Annotated in this window: 14 protein-coding genes; 5 read left to right on the top strand and 9 right to left on the bottom strand. The window is 68.5% G+C overall.

What is annotated here, in order from left to right; all coding sequences use genetic code 11:
• Positions 1–67 precede the first annotated feature (67 nt).
• Complete coding sequence (locus ACGFIB_RS25050) at positions 68–640, bottom strand: DUF5994 family protein (RefSeq protein ID WP_393375355.1); 573 nt, start codon at positions 638–640, stop codon at positions 68–70.
• Positions 641–1,011: 371 nt separating this feature from the next.
• Here ACGFIB_RS25050 and ACGFIB_RS25045 point away from each other — a divergent pair, with 371 nt between their 5' ends.
• The 5 genes from ACGFIB_RS25045 to ACGFIB_RS25025 all read left to right on the top strand — a co-directional run bounded on the left by ACGFIB_RS25045 (position 1,012) and on the right by ACGFIB_RS25025 (position 4,931).
• The gene (locus ACGFIB_RS25045; RefSeq protein WP_357245469.1) at positions 1,012–1,326 is read left to right on the top strand and encodes a UBP-type zinc finger domain-containing protein; all 315 of its coding nucleotides are present in this window, start codon (positions 1,012–1,014) and stop codon (positions 1,324–1,326) included.
• Positions 1,327–1,345: 19 nt separating this feature from the next.
• Positions 1,346–2,350 carry an acyl-CoA desaturase gene (locus ACGFIB_RS25040; protein WP_357245472.1) on the top strand — a complete coding sequence of 335 codons (1,005 nt, stop codon included), beginning with the start codon at positions 1,346–1,348 and terminating at the stop codon, positions 2,348–2,350.
• A 159-nt stretch (positions 2,351–2,509) separates the two neighbouring features.
• The gene (locus tag ACGFIB_RS25035) at positions 2,510–3,448 is read left to right on the top strand and encodes a LysR family transcriptional regulator (RefSeq protein WP_393375351.1); all 939 of its coding nucleotides are present in this window, start codon (positions 2,510–2,512) and stop codon (positions 3,446–3,448) included.
• Positions 3,449–3,469: 21 nt separating this feature from the next.
• Positions 3,470–4,255, top strand: a complete 786-nt coding sequence (locus tag ACGFIB_RS25030) for a GAF and ANTAR domain-containing protein (RefSeq protein WP_393375349.1) — start codon at positions 3,470–3,472, stop codon at positions 4,253–4,255.
• Positions 4,256–4,409: 154 nt separating this feature from the next.
• The gene (locus ACGFIB_RS25025; protein WP_393375346.1) at positions 4,410–4,931 is read left to right on the top strand and encodes an ATP-binding protein; all 522 of its coding nucleotides are present in this window, start codon (positions 4,410–4,412) and stop codon (positions 4,929–4,931) included.
• Between the two features lie 278 nt (positions 4,932–5,209).
• Here ACGFIB_RS25025 and ACGFIB_RS25020 read toward each other — a convergent pair whose 3' ends face one another.
• From ACGFIB_RS25020 to ACGFIB_RS24985, 8 genes are all read right to left on the bottom strand, one after another.
• Positions 5,210–5,404, bottom strand: a complete 195-nt coding sequence (locus ACGFIB_RS25020) for a DUF6300 family protein (protein WP_357262536.1) — start codon at positions 5,402–5,404, stop codon at positions 5,210–5,212.
• 42 nt (positions 5,405–5,446) lie between these two features.
• Positions 5,447–9,031, bottom strand: coding sequence for a DNA polymerase III subunit alpha (dnaE, locus tag ACGFIB_RS25015; protein WP_357262492.1), 3,585 nt, complete (start codon positions 9,029–9,031; stop codon positions 5,447–5,449).
• Between the two features lie 231 nt (positions 9,032–9,262).
• On the bottom strand, positions 9,263–9,619 hold the full coding sequence (locus ACGFIB_RS25010) for a cupin domain-containing protein (protein ID WP_357262495.1): 357 nt from the start codon (positions 9,617–9,619) through the stop codon (positions 9,263–9,265).
• 19 nt (positions 9,620–9,638) lie between these two features.
• Complete coding sequence (speB, locus tag ACGFIB_RS25005) at positions 9,639–10,613, bottom strand: agmatinase (protein ID WP_142574543.1); 975 nt, start codon at positions 10,611–10,613, stop codon at positions 9,639–9,641.
• 59 nt (positions 10,614–10,672) lie between these two features.
• A complete protein-coding gene (locus ACGFIB_RS25000; RefSeq protein WP_357245483.1) occupies positions 10,673–12,277 on the bottom strand; it encodes a N,N-dimethylformamidase beta subunit family domain-containing protein in 1,605 nt (534 codons plus the stop codon).
• 5 nt (positions 12,278–12,282) lie between these two features.
• Positions 12,283–12,978 carry a TetR/AcrR family transcriptional regulator gene (locus tag ACGFIB_RS24995; RefSeq protein WP_357245486.1) on the bottom strand — a complete coding sequence of 232 codons (696 nt, stop codon included), beginning with the start codon at positions 12,976–12,978 and terminating at the stop codon, positions 12,283–12,285.
• Positions 12,971–15,214, bottom strand: coding sequence for a N,N-dimethylformamidase beta subunit family domain-containing protein (locus tag ACGFIB_RS24990; protein ID WP_393375342.1), 2,244 nt, complete (start codon positions 15,212–15,214; stop codon positions 12,971–12,973). The genes ACGFIB_RS24995 and ACGFIB_RS24990 overlap by 8 nt, the downstream gene beginning before the upstream one ends.
• Entirely contained in the window at positions 15,211–15,570 is a 360-nt protein-coding gene (locus tag ACGFIB_RS24985; RefSeq protein WP_393375339.1) for a hypothetical protein, read from the bottom strand. Before ACGFIB_RS24985 ends, ACGFIB_RS24990 begins: the two co-directional genes overlap by 4 nt.
• Positions 15,571–15,576: the final 6 nt, after the last annotated feature.

Below are 15,576 nucleotides of genomic sequence, written 5' to 3'. Positions count from 1 at the left end.
CCGGAAAAGGGCGGTGCCGGCTTGCCAGGTCCGGCCGGCGGCGGCGCGTGGCTCACTGCGACGCAGGTCACCGACCGGCAGCAACGGTCTGGTGCTCGGTGACGGACCCGCCTTCGTTCTCCCAGCGGAGCATGCACTCCTGGTCCGCCGGGCCGGCGCCCGGTGCGGTGGGAAGGTGCGCGGAGGCGAGGATGTCGGCCGGAGCGAGGCCCGCCGTCTTCCCGGTGACGAGCGTGAGGACGGCCTCGGCGGGCCCGCTTGCGGTGCCCGGCGGGACGACCAGCAGGACGATCGGCTCGGCGCCCGAGAGGATCAAGGTGATCACGTGGGGGTCGATGTAGCGGAACCAGCCGACTTTCACCTGGCGCTTATGCGCCGGGACACGGCGCGGGATGTGGTCCCACGCGTCCCGGTACACGCCGACCCGCAGCGTGGTCCGGCCGACCCGCTGATCGACGGCGGCGATGAGGCCGGGCAGCTCGGCGGTGGCGTCGCGGGAGTAGGGCCACCACGCCCCGTCCACGGTGGCGCGCCGGTCCAGCACGGGATTCAAGGAGAGCCGGACCGCCGAGTCGATCACGGGAACCTCGGGCGCGGCGGCGCTCAGCGGCTTGGGACGAGAAAGAAGCGCTGGCACCATGACTGCCTGGCCTGTCCGGCTCCTTGCAGGGGCCGAAGCGATGGTTCGCCGGGGGCGACGCCGACCTGACTGCCAACGCACGAAATGTCCTCGGCTCCTTCAGCCTACCTCGCCGGCTTCCGGCCTCCTGCCGCGTCCTCTCCAGCCGCCTGCCACCTGCTGATCGCCGGCGAACGGGAGGCGGCAGGATCGCGGTGAGGTGCCCGTCGGGTGCGGGTGGAGGGCGGACTCGGGTGGTGCCTCGGCGGGCCATCTCAGCCGGAGATGAGCCTGACTCGGAATCGACGTTTCCCCCGCACCCTCGGCCGCGTTGACTTGAGGCAGATGAGCCGGCGCACCTCGCGTCGCTGCGACCGCCGTAAGGGGGCGCGATGACCCTGAACGTGGTGTGCATGAAGGTCCGCGCCCACAGCGGGCCGAACGGACAGGAGCGCCGCTGTGAGCACCTCGACATGCTCCCGGACGTCCGGCACGAGGCTCCCGAATGCCGGCCGTGCCTGGCCCTGGGGCTGCCCTGGTCTCACCTGCTGGTGTGCCTGACCTGCGGGTGGGTCGCCTGCTCCGATGATTCGCCCGGCGGTCACGCGCGGGCGCACTACGAGGAGACCGACCATCCGGTGGTTGCCGCACTGGATTCGGAAACACCCCGGCGATGGTGTTACGTGCACGGACGTGCCGCCCTATAGGACGAGAGGGAAGAGGCTCATGATCACCTCCGAACATATCCTGAAACGCCGGGAGGACTACGACGGCACGTCACCGTTCCCCGGGGCCGCAGAGCAGGTTTCGGCCGGCAGAGCGCAGACAGGACTGACCGCGACGATCGTCGTGCTGCCGTTCGTCGCGCTCGGAACCGGGATCTTGCTGGCATGGGGGCACGGAGTCGTGCTCACCGATCTGCTGCTGGCCGGGGCGCTCTACATGGTGACCGGATTCGGGGTGACCGTCGGATTCCACCGGCTGCTCACTCACGGGTCCTTCACCGCCCGCCCGTGGCTTCGGATCGCGCTGGCGGTCGCCGGGTCGATGAGCTTCCAGGGCAACGTCATCGACTGGGTGGCCGTCCATCGACGCCATCACGCCTTCACCGACCGCCCCGGCGATCCGCACTCTCCTTACCGGTACGGCACCAGCCTGTACGGCCAGCTTCGCGGCCTTGCGCACGCCCATCTGGGCTGGCTGTTCACCGACGATCTGACGCCGGCCTCCCGCTACGCGCCCGACCTGCTCGCCGATCCGGCGATGGTGAGAGTGGCGCGTGCCTTCCCCGCACTGTGCGCCTTGTCGCTGGGGCTGCCGTTCCTGGCCGGCTGGGCGATCAGCGGCAGCCTGTACGGCGGGCTGACCGCGTTCCTGTGGGCCGGGCTGGTTCGCATCGCCCTCCTGCAGCACGTCACCTGGAGCGTCAACTCTCTTTGCCACGTGGTCGGCAGCAGGCCTTTCGCCACTCGCCGTCATGACCGCTCGACCAACCTGTGGCCGCTGGCGGTTCTGTCGTTCGGGGAGAGCTGGCACAACGGTCACCACAGTGAACCCACCTGCGCCGTGCACGGCCTGGACCGGCACCAGATCGACCCTGCCGCCGGGCTGATCCGGCTCTTCGAGCGTCTGGGCTGGGCCACCGGCGTGCGCTGGCCCGATCCCGGCCGTGTCGAGCGCCGTCGGCGCACGGGCCTGTCCGAGGGAGCCCGCACATCCGCCGGGCCCTGAGGGCAGCGGCCTATCGGCACGGAATCCCCGGTCAGCGGTGGGCATGGTGATCGTCCTCCAGTCGATTGTCCGGTTCACGTCGCGGCGGCCTCCTGCGCGAGGACGTAAGGTGGGAAAACGCGGGTCCGCGTCGACGCCGCAGGCCGGAGGGGATGGCCCATGGAGCTACGTCAGCTCCGTTACTTCGTGACCCTGGCCGAGGAGCTGCACTTCGGCCGGGCGGCGCTTCGTGAGCACATCGTGCAGTCCGCGCTGAGCCAACAGGTGCAACGTCTCGAACGCGAACTAGGTGTGCGCTTGCTGAATCGCAGCACCCACCACGTCGAACTGACCCCGGCCGGCACCGCCTTCCTCATCGAGGCCCGGCAGATCCTCGACCATACGGGTAGGGCGGCGCACGCGGCCCGGAACGCCGTCGGTTCTCCGCCCACACTCCGGGTGGGCATCGTCGACGCGGGCTACGACTCCATGCCCCGGATCCTGCAAGCCGTACAGCGACGCCATCCGGAGCTGACGATCCACCAGGTCGAGGCGAGCACTCCCGCGCAGTACCGCAAACTGGCCGACGGGCGCCTGGAGATCGGGATCGGTCTCTCCTCCCAGCTCCCCCCCGACATGGCCTCCGAGCTCATCCGGCTCGATCCGCTGGGCGTGCTGGTTCCTGATACCCACCGCTTCGCTGCGCTGGACGGGGTGCCCGTCGCATCCCTGGCCGAGGAACTCCTCCTGCTCGGCGAGGAGGCCCAGACGCCGGAGTCCAACCAGTTCGTCCGCGAACTGTGCCGCTCAGCCGGCTTCGAGCCCACCGTCTACAAGGGAACCGTCGAGAGCAACCACGCAGCTGAAGATCTCGTCTTCCAGCACCGCTGCGTGCTCTGCGTCCCCTCCTCCGCCCGCACATCCAACCGTCCAGGCACCGTCTGGCGGCCACTGACCGAACCAAACCCCCACTACCCTTGGTCGCTCCTGTGGCGCTCAGGCGACCCGTCTCCATACGTCAACGCCGTCATCGACACCGCCCGGCAAGTTGCCCGCCGGCTCGACTGGCTCGCAGCCCCGCGCTCGCTGAGCCCAAATTCACGGGCTGGTGCGGCATGACCTGAGTGTAGTTAGGTAAGCATGAACATCCAGGAGGACAACGTTTCTGCAGGTCCCTTCTGGGAGGCAGCCGTGACGCGGGAACGCCAACTGACCGACGCGTTCGCCGAGTTGACGGACACCCTTGTCGGAGACTTCGACGTCGTCGATTTGTTACACCAGCTCACCGTGCGCTGCGTGCGACTGCTGGACGTCGACGCGGCGGGGCTGCTGCTGGCCGACCGGCAAGGGCGGTTGCGTCCGATGGCTGCTTCCACTGAGCAGGCCCGCATGCTGAAACTCCTCCAGCTCCAGGACGTGGACGGCCCCGGCCTGGACTGTTACCGCACCGGCGAGCCGGTGACCAGTGCCGATCTGATCGCCGGGGGAGGGCGCTGGCCCCGTTTCGCCGCAGCGGCGCAGCTCGCCGGCTTCGTCGCGGTCCAGGCACTGCCGATGCGTCACCGTGACAGGGTCATCGGCGCACTCACCCTGTTACGGACGGCAGCCGGCCGATTGACCACCGATGAGCTGCACATCGGGCAGGCGCTGGCCAATGTCGCCACCATCAGCATCCTGCACCAGCGCGGGCTGGAGCGATATGAGGCAGCCACAGAGCAGCTACAGACCGCGCTCAACAGTCGCACGCTCACCGAGCAGGCCACGGGGATGCTGGCCGAGCGCCATAACAGCGACATGGACGAGGCCTTCGACTCCTTGTGCGTCTACGCGCGCACGAGCGGCCTGCGCCTGTCGGAGGCGGCGCATGCCATCATCCACGGCGAACACGACATCGATCAACCTCCGGCCGACGATCACAGCCGATGACAGGGCTTGCCGGGATCGGCCTCGCCGGCCGGAGCTCCCTTCCCACCGGCAGTTCCCATCGCTCGTGTTCTGGCGGAGCAGTCGAGTGACGTAAGAGCGGGCGCGGCCGACCTACCGGTTCGGGTCGGAGCGGAAGTACGTAGCATCGGGTCTCGTGATCGTATGGATCAACGGAACCCATGGCGCAGGCAAGACGACGGCCGCTCCGCTCGTCCAGCAACTGATTCCGGACTCACGGGTGTTCGACGCCGAGAAGGTAGGCGCGACGCTCATGGACATCACGCCGGGGCTGCCGGCGACGGACAACTTCCAGCACTGGCCGCCGTGGCGGCCACTCGTCGTCGAGACCGCCCGCCTCGTACTCGACTACACCGGCGGCACTCTGGTGATGCCCATGACTGTCCTGGTCGAGCAGTACTGGCGCGAGATCAGCACGGGCCTCACCCGGCATGCCATTCCGGTACGGCACTTCGTCCTCCACGCTGACCAGGACACTCTCCGCAGGCGCATCGAGGGGGACACTCTTCTTGGCCCCTCCCCCTTCCGTCTCAAATACCTTGAGCCCTACGCCGAGGCGGCCCGCACGTGGCTACATGGCGAGGCCGAGGTCATCGACACCACGCACCTGACACCCGCCCAGGTCGCACGGCAGATCGCAGAGGCCGTCAAAGGTTGAGGTTCGCCCCCACGCGGAAACCGTGTGCGATCCGGCTCCCGGAGAACCTGGTGAAGGCCCTCAAGCAGCACAGGGCCGAGCAGGTCCTCAAGGAGCACAGGGCGAGCAGGTCCTCAAGGAGCCCAGGGCCGAGCAGGCCGCGGAGCGCCTGGCGGCCGGATCAGGCTGGAACAACCCGCACGGCCTGGTCCTCACCACGCACATCGGGACCGCCATCGAGCCGGAGAACCTCTAGCCCGACGCCCGTGAGCCGTTGGTCGGTTCGACATCCACCACGATCACCTTTTCAAATCGGTGAACCACGCGATCAAGGGACCGGCTTCTGGTTGGCCTATGTCGCAGCGGGGGCACAGAACCCCGATGCCGGCACCCCGAACGGTCTCGTTTCGAGCATTGACGAAGTGGTGCGGAACCCGGGCCGAGAGGATGCCTGCCTGGCCGCATCGGCCACACTCGGGTGGCTCTGCTGTCAGAGATGACTTCGACTCGGCTCGGGTCTGGGGTGGAGTTGCTTTTTATGACACTACGAGTGCGTTCGCGCCCAGGAGAACTTTGATGTCTCCGGCGAATGCGCCGTTGTTGATGTTCACCGCGTAGTCGGGGAGCTCCACAACATTGATCTTCCGGTTGAGTCGCTCCACTCGCAGGCGGACGGGGGTTTCCCCTGGGTGTACGGTTAAAATCCGCTTGAGTTCGTGGACGAGTTCCTTGTTGATGCGTTCCTCGCGGAGGGCGATCACGATCGGCTCGCGGCCGTCGTCTTGGATGCCGGAGATGTCGAGGAACGTGATGTCGGTGGCGTTGAAAGAGATGGTGGCTTCGTCACCGTCGCCGCGCGAACGGATCCGGCCGGTGACGGAGACGACCAGGTCGGGAGCGAGGTTGGTGCCGTATAGCTGGTAGGTCTGGGGGAAGCAGGGAACCTCGATCGACGCGTCGTGATCCTCAATCTTGAGGATTGCCCAGACGTCGCCCTTTTTGGTGACCTTCTTGTCGACGCCTGAGATGATGCCGGCGATGCGGACGTTTCCTGCCCCGGCCTGTCCATCAAGAACTTGAGCGATGGTCAGATCCCGGTTGCGTTCCAGAATGCGTTCGGCGCCGTGGAGCGGGTGGTCGGAGACGTAGAGACCAAGCATTTCCCGCTCGAAGGCCAGTTTGGTCTTCTTGTCCCACTCGCCGTCCGGGACGGAGATATGGAAGACATTCCCTGCATCGCCGCCCTCGTCGAGCGCACCGAAGAGTGAGTCCTGGCCCAGTGCTTCCTTGCGCTTGACATCGATCACCGCATCGACGGCCTGCTCGTGAATCTGGATCAGCCCATGCCGGGCATGATCAAGTCCGTCGAACGCTCCGGCTTTGATCAAAGATTCGATTGTGCGCTTGTTGCAGACAACCTGAGGAACCTTGGTCAGGAAGTCGTTGAAGTCGGTGTAGGCGCTCTTCTTGCGACGTGCCGAGATGATGCCCTTGATGGCGTTTTCCCCGACGTTCTGGATCGCGCCCAATCCAAAGCGAACGTCTTCCCCGACGGCCGAGAACCGCAGACCGGATTCGTTGACGTCAGGCGGTAGGACCTTGAGCTTCATGCGTCGGCACTCGGCGAGGTAGAGCGCCATGCGGTCTTTGTTGGTACCGACAGAGGTGAGCAGTGCGGCCATGTACTCGGCCGGGTAGTTGGCCTTGAGGTAGGCGGTCCAGTAGGAGACAAGACCGTACCCGGCGGTGTGGGACTTGTTGAAGCCGTAGGAACTGAACGGTTCCAGTACGTCCCAGACAGCCTTCGCTGCTTCCTCTGTGTAGCCCTTGGTGACCATGCCGGAGGAGAAGGTGGCCCACTGCTTGTCCATCTCCTCTTTCTTCTTCTTGCCCATGGCCCGGCGCAGGATGTCGGCGCCACCGAGGGTGTAGCCGGCCAGCTGCTGGGCGATGGCCATGACCTGCTCCTGGTAGACAACCAGGTGGTAGGTGGTGCCGAGGATCGGCTCAAGGGCTTCCTTGAGCGAAGGATGGATCGGGGTGATCTCCTGCTGGCCGGCCTTGCGCAGCGCATAGTTGACGTGGGCGTTCGCCCCCATGGGGCCGGGACGGCCCAAGGCCAGGATGGACGAGATGTCTTCGAATCGGGCCGGGGCGATCAGCTTGGTGAGGTCCCGCATCATCGAGCTGTCGAGCTGGAACACGCCGAGCGTCTCGCCGCGGGCCAGCAGCTCATAGGTCTTCTTGTCATCCAGCGGAAGGCTGAGCATGTCCAGGTCGACGCCGCGGTTGTCCTTCACGTTCTGCACCGCGTCACCGATGACGGTGAGGTTGCGCAGGCCCAGGAAGTCCATCTTCAGGGCGCCCATGGACTCGGAACTGGGTCCGTCGAAGCCGGTGATGCGGGCACCGTCGTCAGGGCGCATGAAGATCGGCATGACGTCGATCAACGGCTGAGAGGAAAGGATGACACCCGCGGCGTGAACGCCGGTGCCCCGGGTCAGCCCTTCAAGGCCGAGCGCGGTGTCGATGACCTGCTTGACGTCTTGGTCTTCTGCGTAGAGCTTCCGCAGTTCGGTCGCCTCGGCGAACCGGGGGTGCTTCTCGTCGAAGATGCCGGTGAGCGGGATTTCCTTACCCATGACGGCCGGCGGGAAGGCCTTGGTGATCTTCTCACCGACGGGGAAGGGGTAGCCGAGGACGCGGGCCGCGTCCTTGACCGCCGCCTTCGACTTGATCGTCATATAGGTGATGATCAGCGAGACGTTGTCCTCGCCGTACTTCTCCGTGACGTAACGGATCATGTCGCCGCGCCGACGCTCGTCGAAGTCGAGGTCGACATCGGGCATGGAGATGCGTTCCGGGTTCAGGAACCGCTCGAACAGCAGTGAATGCTCGATGGGATCGAGTTCGGTGATGCCGGTGACGTAGGCGACCATGGAGCCGGTAGCGGATCCTCGGCCCGGGCCCAGCCAGATGCCGTTCTCCCGCGCGTAGCGGCAGATGTCGGCGACGACGAGGAAGTAGCCGGGGAAACCCATGCCCTCGATGACGCCGAGCTCGTACTCGATCCGCTCCACGACCTCGGCCGGTACGGGAGCGCCGTAACGTCGTTCCGCGCCACGCTGGGCCTCCTTGCGGAGCCAGCTCATCTCGGTCTCCCCCTCGGGGACCGGGAACTTGGCGGCGAGGTCACGATGAGCGAACACCTCGTCGTACGGCTCGACCCGCTCAGCGATCAGCAGGGTGTTCTTGCAGCCCTCGGCCCACATATCGGAGCTGGGGTTGAGAGCCCACATCTCCTCGGCGGTGCGTACGTAGTAGCCGTTGCCGGAGAAGCGGAACCGGCTGGGGTCGCTGAGCAGGGAGTTGGTGCCGACGCAGAGCAACGCGTCATGGGCGGTGGCCTGGTCTTCGGTCACGTAGTGGGAGTCGTTGGTGACCAGGGGCGGGATGCCGAGGGCCTTGCCGATCCGCAGCAGATCCTCGCGCACTCCCGTCTCGATGGGGATCCCGCCGTGGTCCATGATCTCCAGGAAGTAATTGTCCCGCCCGAAGATCTCCTGGTATTTGGCGGCGTGTTCCAGCGCCTTGTCGTACTGCCCGAGCCGGAGCCGGGTCTGTACTGCTCCGGACGGGCAGCCGGTGGTGGCGACGATCCCTTCGTGGTACTCCGCGAACAGCTCGTCGTCCATGCGCGGGTACTTCTTCATGTGGCCTTGAAGGGAGGCCAGCGACGAGATCCTGAACAGGTTCCGCAGGCCCTGCGCGTTGACCGCCCACATGGTCTTGTGAAGGTAGGTGCCGCTGGCCGACACGTCACCGCCAAGACCGGTGCGCTCGTCGGACTTGCGCTGGTGGGGCTCTCCCCAGAACACCGGCTGCTTGTAGTGGCGGGATTCCGGGCTGACGTAACCCTCGATGCCGATGATGGGCTTGACCCCGGCGGCCTTCATCCTCGACTGGAACTCGTAGGCGCCGAACATGTTGCCGTGGTCGCTCATGGCGATCGCGGGCATGCCCAGCGCGGCTGCCCGCTCGGCCAGTTTGCCGATCTTCGCCGCTCCGTCCAGCATGGAGTATTCGGTGTGAACATGCAGGTGAACGAACGAATCAGCCACTGGTGATCTCTGGCCTTTCGTGGTGGGGCGAGCGGAGACTCAACTCTATCGAGAGCCCGAAGTGGCCGTCGTGGCTCAGATGGAAACAGGTGTTCGCCGGTGCGCGAGAGCCCTCCGATCACACGAGAGGTCACTTGTGGTGCGGCTGCCGGCCTGGACAGGTAGGCGCAGGTCGCGGCATCGAGGTCGTCGCCGTCCAGGCGGGCCGCCAGGGCGGAGGCGGGCCGCCGATCACTCCACCGCGATGAAGTACTTCGACGCGGCTTCGAGCGTCAGCCAGTCGCCCACGAAGCCCTTCGGCACGACGAAGCCTTCGCCGGCGCCGAACTCCAGCCGCCCGCCCGCCTGGTCTACCACCGCGACCCGGCCGGTGAGGATGGAGCAGATCTCCGTGTAGGGCCACGGATCCAGCCGCACGCTGCCCGGCTCACCGGTCCAGTAGCCTGCCCGCACCGATGCCGCAGTGGTCTCGAGGCCGGTGAACTCCGCCTCGGTCCACGACGGCGACGATGCGGCGTAGTCGCTCAGCGGTGGCACGTAAGGGGCACGGCCGGCCGCGCCGAGCACCGTTACCGCGGAGATGTCCATCTTGTCCTCCAGATCGAAGTCAGCGGGATGAGAGAGGGCGGGCGCCCAGTGCCAGCAGCGACACCAGCTCGTAGGCGACGTTCGCGGCCGCGAGGCCGGTGATCTCGGCGTGGTCGTAGGACGGTGAGACCTCGACGACGTCGGCGCCCACGATTTCCAGGCCGGCCAGCCCGCGCAGCATTACGAGCAGTTCGCGGGAGCTCAGGCCGCCGATCTCCGGCGTGCCGGTGCCGGGGGCGTGCGCGGGATCCAGCACGTCGATGTCGACCGACACGTAGACGGGCCCGCCGTCGAGGCGCGCGCGGACGTCCTGTGACACCGCCGCGGCGCCCCGCGCCTCGATGTCGTCGCTCGTGAAGACCCGGAAGCCGAGCTTGGCGTCCCGGACCAGGTCGAGCGGGCTGTACAGCGGGCCGCGGATTCCCACGTGCGCGCAGCGCGTCTCGTCGAGCAGTCCTTCCTCGGCGGCGCGGCGGAACGGGGTGCCGTGCGTGTACGGCTCCCCGAAGTAGGTCTCCCACGTGTCCAGATGGGCGTCGAAGTGCAGGACCGCGATGGCCCCGTGCCGCCGCGACAGGGCGCGGAGGACCGGCAGCGTGATCGTGTGGTCGCCGCCCAGCGTCACCACCTTGGTGCCGCGGTCCAGCAGCTCGCTCACCGCCGAGTCGACGGACTCGACCGCCGCCCCGATATCGAAGGGATTGCACACCACGTCGCCCGCGTCCACGACCTGCTGCTCGGCGAACGGCTCCACGCCCAGCGCGGGGTTGAACGGGCGCAGCAGCCGCGACGACTGCCGGATGTGCCCCGGCCCGAAACGCGCGCCGGGGCGGTAGCTGACCCCGCTGTCGAACGGCACGCCGAGAAGCGCGACGTCGGCGTGCGGCACCTGGTCGAGGCGCGGCAGCCGGGCGAAGGTCGCCTCGCCGCCGTAACGCGGTACCACCGACGCGTCGACCGGGCCGATCGGCGCGCGTTCAGGTTGCTTGGGCATCGTCACGGATTTCCTTCGATCGGGCGGGGCTGGGACGGCGGCATCGGATGTCGCATCCCCTATCCGCCCAGCCGGTCGAGTGCGTTGCGAGTGATCTTCTCGGTGAAGAAGTCGCGGGCGACGAGGCCGTTGACCCACTCGGTGGTCCCGGTGTTGACGACCGTGCCCCCGTTGCGGGTGAACACGGCCATCATGCCGGAGCCGTACTGCCAGTCGGGGGCGTCGTCGCCGGTGGCCCGGCCGGTGAGCTCGCGCAGGCCCTGGCTCTCTCCCGGGCCGCCGCTGCCCAGCGGCACCGTGCCCGCCCAGCGGTCCTCCTCCGACGCCACGGCCGGGCACATGGCAAGGATCTCCAGGTTCTCCGGCGCGCCGTCCTCGAAGGTCGGATAGGGCTGCCCGCGCCGGAAGGTGTACTCCACGGAGTCGAGCTCGAATGCGGCGATGCCGATCGGCGCGGCGCCGATGACGTCGCCGTAGTACAGGTCGGTCCCCTCGAACAGCCAGTGGCCGGGACGGTAGACGGTGTACCCGCCGGAGGCGCGCGGCGCCGCGCAGCCGTAGCGAACGTATACGCCGGACGAACCGGTCAGCCCCATCGACTCCGCGGCCGGGCGGCCGATCGGCGGGTAGTCCCAGGCGGTGGTGACCAGGTGCGCGTCGTCGGTGCCCGTCACCGGGTCGGCGGCGGGATCGCGGTAGCAGATCTGCGTGCCGCCGTCGTCGGTGATGCGCACCTGCCAGAAGAAGTTGCCGCCGAATCGCGCGATGTTGCCGCCGCCGTCGACGAACCGGTCCACGGCGTCCCGCATCCGCCACGACCAGTACTCGTCATGGCCGACGACGATCGCGCAGGCGTGCCCGGCGAGCACGCCGGGATCGGCGTCGAGGTCGTGCTGGGTGAGATAGTCCAGCTCATAGCCGGCCTCCTCGGCCCACACCACGAACGGACGCTCATAGGTCGCCCAGAACGCGTCGGCGTGATGGCGGGAGTACCCGTTGTACCTCGCCCACTCGTACGCCTCGTACCGCGGCTCCCAGAAGGGCGGCGGCGTGAACATGTTCGACTCCCGCGGCGCGCCCGGCGGCTTGCGCAGCATGCCCCGTGCGATCGGCCGCCGCGCTGAGACCTCGGGGGCGCCGATGTCGTTGCGCGGATCGTCACCGATGCCGCGGTACTGGTTCGCGCCGCCCCAATCGTTGTACGCCATCATCGTGCTGGTCGAAAGGACCAGCACCAGAGGCCGCTTGGGCCCGTCGGCGTCCGGCTTGACGACGAAGAAGTGCTCACGCTCGAACACCGTGCCGTCGGCGCGGGTGACCCGTACGAGCACGAGGTAGAAGCCGCTCGGCCACGAGGCGTCCACCTCGAAGGTGGCCAGCACCGGCCAATCGCATCCGGTGATGTAGCAGTCCCGCGCGGTCGGGGTGTGCTTCCCGGCGACCTCCTGGAGCAGCAGCATGGAGCGGGGCCGGGCGCCGTCTCGGACGATCTCGACCTCGAAGCTCTCGGCGGTCGTCGAGGCGTGCAGCCGTACCTGGTCTCCCCGGTGGTAGCTGAACCGGTCGGTGTAGCACCACACCTCGGCGTGGGCGGGGTCGTCGTTCGGGAACTCCGACGGCCAGCCGGTGGGCGACCAGGCGTATTCGGGCCGAAGCTGGGTCATCGCACTTACTTCCTGTTCTCGGTCGAGGGATCGCTCGGCGCGGCCTGGCGCAGGACGCGCCGGGCGATCTCCGAGGCGCCCCGCTGGCAGGCGTCGAGCTCTTCCGGTTTCGTTAGGTACATCCGGGTGAGTAATCGGCTGGCCTGCCAGGCCTTTCTTTCGGGGCGCTGCCGGGCCACCCCGCCGTGGATCCGGATGATCGCGATGGTCCCTCCGGTCAGTGTCCACTGGGCGAACTCCGGCTCGACCGGGACGAACTCGCGTTCTTCGACGGCGCTGCGCACCAGGTGGCGGATGCCGCGGTGCACCTCGTCGAGCTTGGCGCGCCACCGCCCGAAGTCGCCGAGCAGCACGTCGTCCGCGTGCAGCCCGAGCAGGTTGTAGGGGCAGCTCAGGATGTGCCGGGCGTCCAGGAACAGGTGGGCCATGAGCCGCTGCGCCGGTGAGCCCTCGGTACGGACCAGTTCCTTCAGGTTGCACGCTGTGGCTTCGATGCTGACGCGCAAGAGGTTGTCGAGGATCTCCTGCTTGGAACCGAAATGGTGGAACAAGGACGGCTGCTGCACGCCCACGGCCGCGGCGATCTCCCGCGTCGTCGTGGCGGCGTACCCCTTCTCGGCGAACAGATTGGCGGCCTCACGGAGGATCCGGTGCCGGGTCTCGCTCTGCTCCTCCGCGCGGGCGGACTCGTTCCTAGCCATTCGCGGCCACCCCCGCGAACGCCTCGGGGTCGAGGAACCGGTCGATGACATTGCGGGTGATCGTCGAGATGTCGTTGCGGTAGCCGTTGTGCGACAGGGCGCCGCACCAGGCCATCGACCCGGCGGAGAAGACGCAGCCGGCCCCCTTGAACAGCAGCACCACGTCGCCGTGGTAGTCCGGCTTGCTCGCGCCGAACAGCGGCGGCACGAGCGAGTGGTCGCGGCTCGAGCCGAGCACCACGTGACCCGGTGCCGGGACGTGCCCGGCGGCGTTGTCCCACTCCTGGCCGATCGCCCCTCCGCCGAGAGCCCCGTAGTCGCCGATCACCTCGGAGTCGACGCCCGCGAACACGAACTCCGCCGCGGGAGTGCGGGACCGGTCGTCACGCACGATCGGATAGGAGCGGTCGAAGCCCATGGTGGCCGACTCGACGCCGACGGCGGCCATCGCGCTCCGCCCGATCGCGCCGAGCCTGCCACCGCGCAGTCCGTCGGTGGAGTTGTACGACTCGGCGCGCTGCGTCTCCTCATCACGTTCCCACAGGTCGACACGGCGGTTCTCCATCACCCACGGTCGCCGCGGGTCGAAGTTGACGTTCATGAAGAAGCCGTTCCCTCCCAGGTAGAGCAGCCGGCCACCGCCCAGCGTGTAGCCGTCGAAGGCGTCGAAGATCCGCGCGGACATGTACTCGGGATGGGTCCCGGTGAGCACCACCGGGTATCGGGCCAGCAGGTCCGCGCCCTCGCGGTGCACATCTTCGTCGGTGACGACGTCGAACTCGTAGCCCTCGTGCTCCAGCCAGTCGACGAGGTAGAGGTCGCAGGTGTAGCCCTCGGCCCGCACATGCCCTGGACGCATGTTCAGGTTCGGCCGCAACCGCGAGACGTAGCACACGTCGGTGCCGTCGAGATGGCAGTCGTAGCTGGACAGGCCGAGCTCCGAGTGCGTGAGCAGGTACTGCTCCTCGGGACCGAGCTCGACCAGCCGGTCCTGCACGGCTTCCTGGATCGGGCTCTCCCACCAGAAGCGGCTGTTGCCGTAGGCGCCGTACGTCGCGGTCGGGGCGACCAGCAGCACGGACGCCCGCCGCGAGGTCGCGGCCGGCCGGACGAAGAACGGCACGAACTCCTCGTCCTGCCCGCTCGACAGCCGCGCGGCGTAGAACCCGCTGGGCGTGCCGGGCGGCACGGTGACGGTGAAGTCCACCGGCCAGCGGCAGTCCTCGATCGCGTCGGCGAGGAAGTGCACGGCGGCGTACTCGTCAGGGGCCTGACGCCAGTCGGTCGTGCCCCGCTGCCAGTGCGTCCCGCGAACCGCGCGCTGGGGCAGGTTGTGCAGGGTGCCGTGCAGCGCGGACGGGCCGGCGTCACGGATGTCCCAGGACGAGATGTCCTCGGCGAAGTCCCACGCGGCGATGAGGTCGCCCGCGTCGCGCAGCACCGCGCGGTCCCCGAGCAGCAGCTCCTCGGCGCGTGCCATGCCGGGCTCCCGGGCCAGCAGCGGGCGCTCCAGGCGTCCGGTGAAGGGGTGCCGGGGGGCCGTCCCGCCGCCGAGCTCCGCGCCGAACACGACGGTCCACGCGCCGCCCGCCCCGGGCCCGGTTCCGCCGGCCGGCCCCGGGGAGGCCGGGTCGAGGGGGGCTTCGGCGGTGGTGCGTTCGGCTGAATCGGCGGCGCCGTAGGCGAGCCGCACGCGACCCGCCCGCCGGTCGACCACCGCGACGAGCACGTGCCAGCGCGACACCGTCAGCGGGGTCTCGCCGCGCACGACCTGCCGCCCGTCGACGTGCACCGCAGGGCGCAGCAGCTCGTCCAGCAGCAGCGTGACCGACGCGCCGCCGGCTTTCTCGCCGGCCTCCCCGGCGGACTTCTCGGCGGCTTTCTCGGCGGCGAGGAGCACCTGCCGCCGCCCGGCGGCGAGCGTGGGCAGCGCCAGGACCGCCGGTGTCAGCACCTCCTGATCGAGGGCGTCGCCGGCCGGCGCGACGCCGTACGACCCGGCCACGGTGGTGCGGGTGTGCCCCGGGAAGACGCCGACGGGCAGGACCGGGGTGTGGCGCAGGCCGACGGCCCCCGCGCGAGGGTCGCCGCTGTGCATGCGCACGATCGTCGCCTCGTAGGAGTCGACCGGCGGCTCGCAGCTCACATGGAACGCTATGGTCTGCCCGGGTAGCACGCTGATCTCGTCGCCGTACCCCACGATCCGCTTGGCGCCCACCGGGCCGGCCGCGGTCATCGCGCGGCCTCGGCGGTGTCCGTGGGGTCGCCTCCCAGCGCCGCCCAGCGCAGCCGGAAGGCGAAGCGCTCGGCGTCGGCCCGGCTGTCGAACACGGCGCCCGGCAGCGGCCGGGCCGGCTCACCGCGCCTTGCGGGCGCTTCGGCGAGGGCCCACGGGCCGTCCGGGTCGTTGACCAGCAGGACCAGCCGGGGGACGTCGGTGCTGGTGCGCAGCAGGCCCAGGAGCAGGGCGAGGTCGTCACCGTGCCAGGCGTGAGGATCGGCCTCGAACTCCGCCACGAGGTCGGTCCTGGCCGGGTCGACCCGTGTGGGCAGCGCGTACCGGCCGGTGCCCACCCGTTCAATGAGTTCCATCGTCGA

The organism is Microbispora bryophytorum (assembly GCF_043197435.1).
GTDB lineage: Bacteria > Actinomycetota > Actinomycetes > Streptosporangiales > Streptosporangiaceae > Microbispora > Microbispora bryophytorum.
Note: the sequence above shows the minus strand (reverse complement) of the source record. Positions and strands in the feature narration are given on the sequence as shown.